The organism is Amycolatopsis sp. ATCC 39116, assembly GCF_000231075.2.
In the GTDB taxonomy this organism is placed as follows: Bacteria; Actinomycetota; Actinomycetes; order Mycobacteriales; family Pseudonocardiaceae; genus Amycolatopsis_E; species Amycolatopsis_E tucumanensis.
In genome coordinates this window covers 54,655-66,299 of sequence record NZ_AFWY03000013.1, presented here as the reverse complement: position 1 = coordinate 66,299, position 11,645 = coordinate 54,655, and the positions used below count along the sequence as shown (strand labels likewise).

Below are 11,645 nucleotides of genomic sequence, written 5' to 3'. Positions count from 1 at the left end.
CGCGTTCCGGTTACGCTTCCGGAATGGATCTCAGGCAAGACGCGCACGCGATGTCCGACGACCTCGTGGCACTGCGGCGCGCGCTCCACCAGGTGCCCGAACTCGGCCTCGACCTGCCCCGCACCCAGGAGACGGTTCTCCAGGCCCTCGACGGGCTGCCCCTGGAGATCAGCACCGGCACCGGGCTCTCGTCGGTCACCGCGGTGCTGCGCGGACAGGGCGGCGACGGCGATGTCGTGCTGCTGCGCGGCGACATGGACGCGCTGCCGGTCACCGAGAACACCGGCGCCGCCTTCAGTTCGCGGCACGAGGGGCGCATGCACGCGTGCGGGCACGACCTGCACACCGCCGGCCTCGTCGGCGCCGCGCGGCTGCTGTCCGCGCACCGCGACCGCCTGGCCGGGGACGTGGTGTTCATGTTCCAGCCCGGCGAGGAGGGCCACGACGGCGCCGGGCACATGATCGCCGAGGGCGTCCTGGACGCCGCGGGCCGCCCGGTCGCCGAGGCCTACGGGCTGCACGTGGTGTCGGCGATGATCCCGCGCGGCCGGTTCGTGTCCCGCCCCGGCCCGATCATGGCCGCCGCCGACGGGTTGTTCGTCCGCGTCCTCGGCGCAGGCGGGCATGGGTCCCGGCCGCACGTGGCGCTCGACCCGGTGCCCGCCGCGTGCGAGATGGTGACGGCGCTGCAGACGATGGTCACCCGCCGGTTCAGCGTGTTCGACCCGGTCGTGGTCACCGTCGGCACGTTCCACGCGGGCACCCAGCGCAACATCATCCCGCCGGAAGCCCGCTTCGAGGCCACCATCCGCAGCTTCTCGAAGGAGGCGCGGGAGCGGGTCGCGGAGCTGGCCGTCCCGCTGTGCCGGGACATCGCGGCCGCCCACGGCCTGGAAGCCGAGGTCACCTACTCGCCCGAGTACCCGGTCACCGTCAACGACCCGGCCGGCCACGAGTTCGTCGCCGAGACGGTGCGCGAGGTGTTCGGCGAGGAGCGGTTCACGGAGGCGCCGGATCCGGTCACCGGTTCGGAGGACTTCTCCCGCGTGCTCGACCGGGTCCCCGGCGCGTTCGTGTTCCTCGGGGCGACCTTCGCCGACGACCCGGACTCCGCGCCGTACAACCATTCCCCGGAGGCATCGTTCGACGACAGCGTGGTCGCCGACGGCGCGGCGCTGCTCGCGTCGCTGGCCGCGCGGCGGTTGAGCGGAGCGCGCGCATGACCCGGATCCTGTTCGCAGGCGGCCGCGTCTTCGACGGCACCGGCAGCGACCCGTTCGACGCGGACGTGGTGGTCGAGGACGGCCGCATCGCCGCGATCGGCACCGGCCTGGACGGCGACGAGGTCGTCGACTGCGCGGGCACCACGCTGCTGCCCGGGCTGTTCGACTGCCACGTGCACGTCACGGTGTCCGACATCAGCCTGATCAAGCTGTTCCAGAAACCGTTTTCCTACCAGTTCTACGAGGCGGCGCGGAACCTGCGCAGCACTCTCGAACTGGGCATCACCACCGTGCGCGACGCGGGCGGCGCCGACCTCGGCATCAAGAAGGCACAGGCGGACGGGCTGATCAGCGGCCCGCGGCTGGAGATCTCGATCGGCATCATCAGCCAGACCGGCGGGCACGGCGACGACTGGATGCCCTCGGGGCACTGCGTTCCGCTGACGCTGCCGCACCCCGGCCGCCCGCACACGGTCGTCGACGGGCCGGACGAGATGCGCAAGGCGGCGCGGGAGCTGCTGCGCGCGGGCGCCGACGTGCTCAAGGTGTGCACGACCGGCGGGGTGCTCTCGCCCGGCGACGACCCGCGGCACACTCAGTTCACCCCGGCCGAGCTGGACGTCCTGGTCGCCGAGGCCGCCATGCAGGGCAAGGCGGTGATGGCGCACGCGCAGGGCACCGAGGGCATCAAGAACGCGGTGCGGGCCGGGATCCGGTCCATCGAGCACGGCATCTACCTCGACGACGAGGCCATCGAACTGATGCTCGCGCACGGCACGTGGCTGGTGCCGACGCTGATCGCGCCGATCGCGGTCATCCGCGCGGCCAGGGCGGGCGCGGCGCTGACCGACGAGATGATCCGCAAGGCCGAGGACGTGGCGGAGGTGCACGCGTCGTCGATGCGCCGCGCGGTCGAAGCCGGGGTGAAGATCGCGATGGGCACCGACAGCGGCGTCGGCCCGCACGGCACGAACCTCGAAGAGCTGCCGCTGATGCAGGCGGCCGGCATGAGCCCCGGCGAGGTGCTCGCCGCGTCCACGTCGTCGGCCGCGGAGCTGCTCGGGTTCGGCGACTCGCTGGGCAGGCTGGAGCCGGGTTTCCGCGCGGACCTGGTGGTCGTGTCCGGCGACGCCTACGACCTGGCCGCGTTGCCGGGGCGGATCCGCGAGGTGTGGCAGGACGGCGTGCGCGTGGTCGCGCCCGGCTCGCAGAAGTGAGAAGACCCCCGGGCCGCGCCGAAACTGGGGGAGGAAGGCGCGGCCCGGGGGCCTCGCTCCAGCGCCCGAGGGGGAGGTAAGCGCCGGAGCACCGGCCGGTGTGAAACTGGGGAGGATGACACCGGCCGTGTGCAGTCAGGATAGCGCGCGTTTCGGCGCGCGGACCGCTTTCACAGGAACTCGACAGGTTTCGGCGTGGTGGTCAGAGGACCAGGTCGGCGAGAACGGTGTTCAGAGCCTCGGCGAACGCTTTCGCGTTGCGCTGGGGGGCGAGGTGCGCCCCGGGCAGTTCGACGAACGGCAGGCCCAGTTCGAGGGCGAGCGCGCGGGCCGGGCGGTAGTGGTAGTAGCCGCGGCTGCCTTCGCCCGCGGTGAGAACGATCGGCACCGGGCCGCGGCGGAGAGCGTCGATGTCCGGCAGGTAGCGGTAGAAGCCGACGAGTTCGCGGTCGAACAGCAGGCGCCACTCGTGTTCGTGCGGCAGGCGCACGGTTTTCAGCGGGGGCAGCCCGGCGCCCGCGATGGAACCGAGGAACCCCTGGAACGCCGCGAAGACGTCGCCGTCCGCGCTGAGGGCGGCCTGCTCCTCGGCGAACTCCAGCCACTCGTCGGCGTCCGGCAGGAGGTTCACGGCAGGCGGCTCGTGGACGACCAGCCCGCTGACGACGTCCGGGTGCCGGACGGCGAGCTCCAGCCCGATCTGGCCGCCTGCGCTGCTGCCGAACACGAGAGCCTTGCTGTAGCCGAAGTGCTCGACGACGGCGCGCGCGTCGTCAGCGTGCCGCGCGACGGTCAGCGGCCCGTCCGTGGAGTCCGTGCTGCCGAAGTGCCCACGCCGGTCGTACCCGAGAACGGTGTAGTGGCTCGCGAGCTGCTCGGCGAGGGCCCGGTAGGAGGCGGCCGCCCCGGTTCCCCCGGGCACCAGGAGCAGCGCCGGGCCGGCCCCGCTCCGCTCGACGTGCAATTCCCCGTCCGGCACCGGGCACGCACCGCTCTCCGAGATCATGGGCGCAGTCAAGCACAACGGGCGCGATGGACGGACAACGGTCGGTGGTCGCCGTCCGTGGAGAGGAACCGAGATGACTTCCCTTCCCGGCTACCGGCGGGCCTTTCTCCGGATCATGGTCCGGGCCGCGTCGCCGACCGGCGAGGTCGGACAGCAGCTCGGCCGAGCGCTGGCCGTGTTCGGCGCCGTGGATGTTTCCAGCCTGGGCCGGTACTACAAGGACGAGACACTGCTGGAGTTCCGCGCGACGCTCGAGCCGGCCGGCCGGGTCGGCGACTGCATCGCGGCGCTCCGAGCGCTCGCGCCCGAGGGATGGCGTGACAGCCCGGTCGGGCCGGCCTGGGTGCGGCCGGGCCACGGCCGGGTTTCCCTCCTGCATCCGGAACTCGAGTGGGTGACCGTCAGCCCCGCCGAAGCGGCCGTGCCGCCCCGCTTCGTACCCGGCGATCTGGTGCGGATCCTCGACTGCCCCGCGGCACGGGATGACGGTCTGGTGGGAGAGAAGGCGGAGGTCCGTGGCAGCAGCACACCGGCGACCGACGCCGCCCCGTGGGGGTACGCCGTCCGCCCGAGCGGCTGGGACACACTCATCTGCTTCGACGAGCCCGACCTGGAGCCCACCGGGCGCCGAGTTTCGGAGGCAGAACCCGTCGAACGCAGGGTGATCAGCGTCCAGCCGGACGGCACCGTGACCGGTTCACACGTCACGCCTCCCCAGGCCTAGATGCCTCCGACGGGCTCCGCCATCCCGGAGCCTCCACAGTGGACGTTCCTCAGGCTTCCTTCAGCGCGGCGGCAAGACCGTCACCCAGCGGGGTCGTCGGGCGTCCGATCAGCGCCGACAGCTCGCCGGTCACCTCCGCGAGCGTGCCCTCGGCGATGTTCTGGTCCAGCGCCACCACGAACCCGGCCGTCTCCGCGGGCAGCCCGGCCTCGATCAGCGCCGCGCGGTGCTCGTCGGCGGTCAGGTCGCGGTAGCGGATCTCCTTGCCCGCGATGGCGGAGATCTCGGCGGCGAGGTCGTCGAACGTCCACGCGACGTCGCCGCCCAGTTCGTACACCTTTCCCTCGTGCCCCTCGCCGGTGAGGACCGCAACGGCGCCCGCGGCGAAGTCGGCCCGCGTGGCGCTCGCGACGCGGCCCGCCCCGGCGCTGCCGATCAGCACGCCGGTCGCGATGGCCTGCTGGGCGTTCTGCACGTAGTTCTCGGTGTACCAGTTGTTGCGCAGGATCGTGAACGGCACGCCGGACGCGCGGATGATCTCCTCGGTCGCCTTGTGCTCGGGCGCCAGCACCAGCGGCGTGTCGTCCGCGTGCGGCGCGCTCGTGTAGACCAGGTGCGTGACACCGGCGGCCTTCGCGGCGTCCACCACGGCCTGGTGCTGCGGAACCCGGTGGCCCACAGCGTTGCCCGAGATCAGCAGCACCTTGCTGGCGCCGGCGAACGCCGCCGCGAGCGTCTCCGGCCGGTCGTAGTCGGCCTCCCGAACTTCGACGCCCAGGTCCGCGGCCTTCTCCGGGCTGCGCACCGCGGCGACGATCTGGCCGGCGGGCAGCTGCTCCCGCAACCCGGCGACGACGTGGCGGCCCAGCTGGCCGGTGGCACCGGTGACGACGATGGTCATGTTTTCGCTCCTCCTCGGACGACTGCTCCCCGCTGAAGTTAGTACTAACTTCTGGAAAGTGCCAACCATGGGTGAGTACCGTCACCAGGCATCGTGGGGGCCACCAGGTATCCTCGGTGTCATGAGTTGCGACGCCGAGCACGACCAGTTGGTCGCCGACGTCTTCGCGCGCGCGTGCACCTCGCGCGGGGTGCTGGAGCACGTGACGGGGCGCTGGGGCACGCTCGCGCTGGCCGCGCTCGCCGAGGGGCCGTTCCGGTTCAACGCGTTGCGCCGCAAGGTGGACGGCGTCAGCGAGAAGATGCTGGCCCAGACGCTGCAGGCGCTCGAACGCGACGGCTTCGTGCACCGCGAGGCCGAGCCGACGATCCCGCCGCGCGTCGAGTACAGCCTGACGCCGCTGGGCGCCGAGGTGGCCGGCCGCCTGCGGGAGCTGATCGAGCTGGTCGAGGGCCGGGTGCCGGAGGTCGAGGCCGCGCGCCGGGCCTACGACGAGGCGAAGTCGGCGGTCGCGCGCTAGACGTCCTGGGATCAGGCGGCCGTGGCGTCGCCGAAGGCCGTCACGTGGGCCGCCGCGCAGGAGCACGGGAGGTCGTCCGGCACGACGACGCTGCCCGTGATCGTCGTTCGCGGCTCGAGCGGGATCGCGCGCACCCGGGTGGAGCGGATCTCGGTCACCTGGTCGGCGGGCAACACGGTCCAGCTGCGTGGATCGGAGCCGACCTCGACGATCGTGTCCTGCACCGTCCCCGCGCGGTGCGCCGGTGGTCCCTGGAGTCCGACGTCCGGCAGCGCGCCGAGCACCGACAGATCGTGGTCCTCGGAGGTCTTCAGGGGACCGGCGGCCAGTTCCGCAACGCCGACGGCCCCGCGCCCGGCGGCGGGGTGCCGGGTGGACACGACCGCGAACAGGGACTCGGTCCAGCTCGGCAACACCCGCAGCCCGGGCGCCGAACGCACTTCCCTCGCCAGGGCCAGGTCGATCTCCCCCTGCCGCAGAGCGTTCAAGCGTGCGGTCAGGGGCAGGTCGACGAGCACGACGTCGAATCCCGGGGCCTTCTCCCGCAACGCGTCGATCCCGCGTTCCAGCCGCGCGGTGAACTGCCCCGCGCCGGTCCCGATGCGCATGACACCCGCCCGCTCGCGCGCCGCGACCCGAACCCGATCGGCGGCCGCGAGCGCCTCCCGCGCGACGGCGAGCACCCGGTGTCCCGCTTCGGTCAGCCGGACCAGGCGCGGTGAGCGGTCGAAGAGGCGGACCCCCAGCTCGCGCTCCAGTGCCGCGATCTGCCTGCTGACCGCCGGCTGGGCGATGTGCAGCCGCTCGGCGGCCCGGCCGAAGTGCAGCTCGTCGGCGACTGTGACGAAGTACCGCAACGCCCGTAGTTCCACCCGGTCTCCTCTGCGACGATGCTTCGAGGTTATCGCTGTGCGGCAGCCTTGGTTCTGGTTCCCGGCGAGCCCTGGTGGTGGAGTCGGGACATGGACATCGATCTCGGTCTGCTCGGCGCGCACCTGCGCGAGCACGAAGTGAACCCGGACCGCGCCATCGAGGTGGAGCGCGCCGGCTACGGCACGCTCTGGCTGGACGCCTCGCCTCCGGCGGACCTCACCCTCGCGGAGGAGCTGCTCGACGCGACCACCCGGCTGACCGTCGGCACGAGCGTGGTGAACGTCTGGACCGCCGACGCGGACACCGTCGCGGCCTCCTACCACCGGATCGAAGCCAGGCACCCCGGGCGCTTCCTGCTCGGCGTCGGAATCGGCCACCGCGAAGTGCACGCCGAATACGCCTCCCCGTACGACACACTGGTGTCCTACCTGGACCGGCTCGCCAGTGCGGGCGTGCCGCCCGGCCGCATCGTGGTGGCCGCGCTCGGGCCGCGGATGCTGCGCATGGCAGGGGAGCGCACCGCCGGAGCCATTCCCGGCATGGTCACCCCGGAGCACACCCGGCGAGCCCGCTCGATCCTCGGCCCCGGGAAGCTGCTGTTGCCCGGGCATTTCGCCCTCGTCGAGCCGGACGTGAACCGGGCCCGCGCCGTCGCCCGGGCCGCGCCGCCCGGAACCGCGCTGGGGGTGCACAACTACGCGAGCAACCTCCGGCGTCTCGGCTTCACCGAGGACGATCTATCCGGCGCGGGCAGCGACCGGCTCATCGACGCACTCGTCGCACACGGCGACCCGGCCACCACGGCGACCCGGCTGCTGGCCCATCGAGCGGCCGGCGCGGACCACGTCGGCGTCTACCCCCTCGGCGACGACCCGATCGCCACGCTCGTCGAAATCGCGGAGGCGGTGCAGCTCAGTGGTGAACCGGGGCCGCGGCGCCAGAGCTAGTCCCGCTGGGCGAGGAACACGAACTCCATGCCGGGCCGGTCCGGGGCGTCCCGCACGTCGGCCACGCGGAACCCGTGTGCGGCGAGGCTTTCCTCGACCTCGTCGCGCTCGCGGAACCGCAGCGTCGAGTCCGATGTGACCACTTCGCCATCGGCCAGGAACCGGTACGTGAAGCGGAACGACACCAGCGGCAGGCTGACGTCCGTGACCTCCATGTGGCGCTCCACGCGGCCGGTGCCGGGCACGTCGAGCACCAGCGGGGCGGTCGCCGCGGCCCAGTCCTCCCAGGCGCGCCGCTCCGGGCGGCGCGTCTCGAACACGAAGTGGCCGCCGGGGCGCAGCGCGGTCCGGATACCCGCGAGGGTCCGGCCCCAGTCTTCGTCGGTGAGGAACACCTGCGCGACGTTCCCCGTCATGGCAGCGAGATCACCGGCCGCCGGGGGCAGATCCGTGGCGTCGCCGTGGATCCAGGTGATGTTCCCGTCCGGGTCCTTCGTCCGGGCGACCGCCAGCGACGCCTCCGCCGGGTCGACGCCGACGACGGTGCGTCCCTTCGCGGCGAGGAGCACGGCCAGGCTGCCCGTGCCGCAACCGACGTCCAGCACGCGTTCGGCCTCGAGCTCGTCGGCGATCGACAGGTACAGGTCGAGGTCGTCGCGCTCGCCGTCGAAGGTGTCGTAGACCTGGACGAGGCGCGGGTGGGCGAAGATCGCGTCGGGCACGGCACGCACCTTAGCCGGGCGGCGGTCCCCGCGCGTCCCGTTTTTGTCGGTGCCCCCTGTCACACTGCGGACGTGGCGAACTGGCGGGAATTCGAAGAGCAGGCACCGGCGCTGGCGGCGGCGGTGCGTGAGCGGTTGACGGCTGCGGAGACGCACGTGCTGGCGACGCTGCGGCGGGACGGGTCGCCCCGGGTGAGCGGCACCGAGGTCGACCTCCGGGAGCCCGAGTTGTACATCGGGTCGATGTGGGGTGCGCGCAAGGCGCGCGACCTGCAGCGCGACGGCCGGTTCGCGCTGCACGCTTTCCCGTCCGGCGAGGGCGACGCGAAGCTGTCCGGGGTCGCGATCGAGGTCACCGAGAAGGCCGTCCTGGACGCCATCCAGGGCGACATGCAACCGAGCCACCTCTTCCGGCTGGAGCTCCAGCAGGCGGTGCTGACAACGGTCGAGGGCGACAAGCTGGTGGCGACCACCTGGTGGCCGGGCCGGGAGGTGGTGCGTTTCGAGCGCACGTGAGATCAGGTACGAGGACACCCCGCGCGCGGCCGACGTGAGGGTTGGCGTGGTGCCCGTCTGCGGGCCGTGGGCGGCCGGGCCGGGAGGTGGTGCGTTTCGAGCGCACGTGAGACCAGGTACGAGGACACCCCGCACGCGGCCGACGTGAGGGTTGGCGTGGTGCCCGTCGGCGGGCCGTGGGCGGCCGTGCCGGTGGTGCACCGTCAGCCTTTCCCGCGCCGGGGACATGCGACTGCTGCGGGATGCGGGTCAGGGCGAGCGTTGCCTCTGGAGCCCGTGCCCGCGCTACAGCGGCCCCGGGTTAGTTGTGATGGCGACCACCCCGTCGGTTCGGCTCGAGGCGCCCTACAGCCGTTCCAGGATGGTCGCCGTCGACAGCGCTCCGCCCGCGCACATCGTCACCAGCGCGGTCGCGCCGTCGCGGCGTTCCAGCTCGTGCAGGGCCGTCGTCAACAGGCGCGCGCCGGTGCTGCCCACCGGGTGCCCCAGCGCGATGGCGCCGCCGTTGACGTTCACCCGCTCGGGATCCGGCTCGTGCACCTGCTGCCAGGACAGCACCACCGAGGCGAACGCTTCGTTGACCTCGAACACATCGAGATCACCGACCGCCATCCCGGCGCGCGACAGCACCCGCGACGTCGCCTGCACCGGGCCGTCCAGGTGGTAGTACGGCTCGGCGCCGACCAGTGCCTGCGCGCGGATCCGCGCCCGGGCGCGCAGGCCCAGCGCCGCCGCCCGCGCGGAGTCCATGATCAGCACGGCCGCCGCGCCGTCGGAGATCTGGGACGACGTGCCGGCGGTGTGCACGCCACCGTCGAGCACCGGCTTCAACCGGGCCAGCCCCTCCAGCGTGGTGTCGCGCAGACCCTGGTCGCGGGTGACCAGCCGGGTCTCCCCGGTGGGCCTGCCCTCCGCGTCGAGCACCGGCGCCTTCACCGGCGCCACCTCGCGGTCGAACCGGCCCTGCGCCCACGCCGTCGCCGCCTTGGTCTGCGACGCCACCCCGAACCGGTCGACGTCCTCCCGGGTGATGCCGCGCCGCTCGGCGATCCGCTCCGCCGCGCCGTACTGGTTGGGCATGTCGATCGCCCACGAGGCGGGCTTCGGCGCGCCCGCGTCCACGCCGCGGTTCGCGCCCAGCGGGATGCGGCTCATCGCCTCCACCCCGCACGCGATGCCGACGTCGATCGCGTCTGCCGCGATCAACCCGGCCACCAGGTGCGCGGCCTGCTGGGCCGACCCGCACTGCGCGTCGATCGTCGTCGCGCCGGTCGTCTCCGGCAGGCCGGCGTGCAGCCACGCCGTGCGCGTCACGTTGCCCGACTGCTCACCTGCCTGCGTCACGCAACCGCCGATAACCTGTTCCACGATCGCGGCGTCCAGCCCGGCCCGCTCGACCAGCGCCCGCTGCGCCACGCCCAGCAGCTCGGCCGCGTGCAACCCGGCCAGCCAGCCACGCCGCTTCCCGATCGGGGTCCGCACGGCCTCGACGATGACGGGTTCACCCACGGCAGCTCTCCTCCACTCGGCTCCCACTCAAAGTAGAACTTGTTTCAATATTGAGCAAGTGTGACCCAGGTCAACCGCCATTTGGTGACCAATCGGACCACCAGGGCTTTCAAGATCGAGTAAACGGGTTTCACTCAACCTCTCGACTTAGTTAACACCGTATGCTCTAATCGGGTTTAGAACGTGTTCCACGACGACGTGAGGCACCTCGGGAGGTAGCCGTGGCCACGCCCCTGATCCCCGCCGGCTTCGATTTCACCGACCCCGACCTGATCGCGGCAAGGCTTCCGCTGGAGGAGTTCGCCGAGCTCCGCAAGACCGCGCCGGTCTGGTGGAACGCGCAGCCGCACAACCGCGCGGGCTTCCGCGACGACGGGTTCTGGGTCGTCACCCGGCACGAGGACGTCAAGACCGTGTCGAAGGACAGCGAGCTGTACTCCTCGCAGGAGAAGCTCGCGATCATCCGGTTCGACGAGAACATGACCGACGAGGGGCTCGACGCGAACCGCCTCGTCCTGCTCAACATGGACGCGCCCCAGCACACCAAGCTGCGCCGCATCGTGTCGAAGGGCTTCACGCCCCGGGCCATCGCGCGCCTGGAGGACACCCTCCGCGACCGCGCCGCGCGCATCGTGCACGAGGCGAAGAAGAAGGGCTCCGGCGACTTCGTCGAGGACGTCGCGTGCGAGCTGCCGCTGCAGGCCATCGCCGAGCTGATCGGCATCCCGCAGGAGGACCGCCGCAAGATCTTCGACCGGTCCAACCAGATGATCGGCTACGACGACCCGGAGTACGACGTCGAGCCGATCGCCGCCTCCGCCGAACTCGTCGGCTACGCGTGGAACATGGCCGAGGAACGCCGGAAGTGCCCGATGGACGACATCGTCACCAAGCTCGTCCAGGCCGATGTGGACGGTGAGTCGCTCAGCTCGGAGGAGTTCGGGTTCTTCGTCATCCTGCTGTCCGTGGCGGGCAACGAGACCACCCGAAACGCCATCACCCACGGCATGAAGGCCATGCTCGACCACCCCGACCAGTGGGAGCTCTACCGCGAGCAGCGACCGAAGACCGCGCCGGACGAGATCGTCCGCTGGGCCACCCCGGTGATCGCCTTCCAGCGCACCGCGACCGCCGACACCGAGCTGGGCGGCCAGCACATCCGCAAGGGCGACCGGGTCGGCATGTTCTACAGCTCGGCCAACTTCGACCCCGAGGTGTTCGACGAGCCCGAGAAGTTCGACGTGCTGCGGGATCCGAACCCGCACGTCGGCTTCGGCGGCACCGGCTCGCACTACTGCATCGGGGCGAATCTCGCGCGCCTGGAGATCGACCTGATCTTCAACGCCATCGCCGACGAAATGCCTGGTATCCGCGAAATCGCGGCGCCGGAGCGGCTGCGGTCGGGCTGGCTCAACGGCATCAAGCACTACCGGGTCGCCTACGAATAGGGGTTACGCTGCACCTCTGGTCCTCGTCGCCAGGAGGTG

At 71.9% G+C, this 11,645-nt stretch carries 12 protein-coding genes; 7 read left to right on the top strand and 5 right to left on the bottom strand.

Annotation, left to right across the window (positions count from 1 at the left end):
- Positions 1-23: 23 nt before the first annotated feature.
- Positions 24-1,223 carry a M20 family metallopeptidase gene (locus tag AMY39116_RS0316695; protein ID WP_027935984.1) on the top strand — a complete coding sequence of 400 codons (1,200 nt, stop codon included), beginning with the start codon at positions 24-26 and terminating at the stop codon, positions 1,221-1,223.
- The gene (locus AMY39116_RS0316690) at positions 1,220-2,440 is read left to right on the top strand and encodes an amidohydrolase family protein (RefSeq protein ID WP_020418772.1); all 1,221 of its coding nucleotides are present in this window, start codon (positions 1,220-1,222) and stop codon (positions 2,438-2,440) included. Before AMY39116_RS0316695 ends, AMY39116_RS0316690 begins: the two co-directional genes overlap by 4 nt.
- Positions 2,441-2,642: 202 nt before the next feature.
- Here AMY39116_RS0316690 and AMY39116_RS0316685 read toward each other — a convergent pair whose 3' ends face one another.
- Entirely contained in the window at positions 2,643-3,446 is an 804-nt protein-coding gene (locus AMY39116_RS0316685) for an alpha/beta fold hydrolase (RefSeq protein WP_020418771.1), read from the bottom strand.
- A 73-nt stretch (positions 3,447-3,519) separates the two neighbouring features.
- On the opposite strand from AMY39116_RS0316685, the gene AMY39116_RS0316680 reads away from it, so the two are divergent.
- Positions 3,520-4,170, top strand: coding sequence for a hypothetical protein (locus AMY39116_RS0316680; RefSeq protein WP_020418770.1), 651 nt, complete (start codon positions 3,520-3,522; stop codon positions 4,168-4,170).
- A 49-nt stretch (positions 4,171-4,219) separates the two neighbouring features.
- On the opposite strand, the gene AMY39116_RS0316675 is transcribed toward AMY39116_RS0316680, so the two are convergent.
- On the bottom strand, positions 4,220-5,071 hold the full coding sequence (locus AMY39116_RS0316675; RefSeq protein WP_020418769.1) for an SDR family oxidoreductase: 852 nt from the start codon (positions 5,069-5,071) through the stop codon (positions 4,220-4,222).
- A gap of 121 nt (positions 5,072-5,192) precedes the next feature.
- On the opposite strand from AMY39116_RS0316675, the gene AMY39116_RS0316670 reads away from it, so the two are divergent.
- The gene (locus AMY39116_RS0316670) at positions 5,193-5,591 is read left to right on the top strand and encodes a helix-turn-helix domain-containing protein (RefSeq protein ID WP_020418768.1); all 399 of its coding nucleotides are present in this window, start codon (positions 5,193-5,195) and stop codon (positions 5,589-5,591) included.
- An 11-nt stretch (positions 5,592-5,602) separates the two neighbouring features.
- On the opposite strand, the gene AMY39116_RS0316665 is transcribed toward AMY39116_RS0316670, so the two are convergent.
- Positions 5,603-6,463: a LysR family transcriptional regulator gene (locus AMY39116_RS0316665; RefSeq protein WP_020418767.1), complete on the bottom strand. Its 861-nt coding sequence runs from the start codon at positions 6,461-6,463 to the stop codon at positions 5,603-5,605.
- Positions 6,464-6,553: 90 nt separating this feature from the next.
- Between AMY39116_RS0316665 and AMY39116_RS0316660 the strand changes: the two genes are divergently transcribed.
- Positions 6,554-7,411 (top strand): TIGR03620 family F420-dependent LLM class oxidoreductase, encoded by an 858-nt coding sequence (locus AMY39116_RS0316660; RefSeq protein ID WP_020418766.1) that lies wholly within the window; start codon positions 6,554-6,556, stop codon positions 7,409-7,411.
- Here AMY39116_RS0316660 and AMY39116_RS0316655 read toward each other — a convergent pair.
- Positions 7,408-8,133 (bottom strand): class I SAM-dependent methyltransferase, encoded by a 726-nt coding sequence (locus AMY39116_RS0316655; protein WP_020418765.1) that lies wholly within the window; start codon positions 8,131-8,133, stop codon positions 7,408-7,410. The genes AMY39116_RS0316660 and AMY39116_RS0316655 overlap by 4 nt on opposite strands.
- A gap of 72 nt (positions 8,134-8,205) precedes the next feature.
- On the opposite strand from AMY39116_RS0316655, the gene AMY39116_RS0316650 reads away from it, so the two are divergent.
- Positions 8,206-8,649 carry a pyridoxamine 5'-phosphate oxidase family protein gene (locus tag AMY39116_RS0316650; protein ID WP_020418764.1) on the top strand — a complete coding sequence of 148 codons (444 nt, stop codon included), beginning with the start codon at positions 8,206-8,208 and terminating at the stop codon, positions 8,647-8,649.
- A 345-nt stretch (positions 8,650-8,994) separates the two neighbouring features.
- Here AMY39116_RS0316650 and AMY39116_RS0316645 read toward each other — a convergent pair whose 3' ends face one another.
- Positions 8,995-10,158 (bottom strand): steroid 3-ketoacyl-CoA thiolase, encoded by a 1,164-nt coding sequence (locus AMY39116_RS0316645; protein ID WP_020418763.1) that lies wholly within the window; start codon positions 10,156-10,158, stop codon positions 8,995-8,997.
- A 221-nt stretch (positions 10,159-10,379) separates the two neighbouring features.
- On the opposite strand from AMY39116_RS0316645, the gene AMY39116_RS0316640 reads away from it, so the two are divergent.
- Positions 10,380-11,606: a cytochrome P450 gene (locus AMY39116_RS0316640; RefSeq protein ID WP_020418762.1), complete on the top strand. Its 1,227-nt coding sequence runs from the start codon at positions 10,380-10,382 to the stop codon at positions 11,604-11,606.
- Positions 11,607-11,645 lie beyond the last annotated feature (39 nt).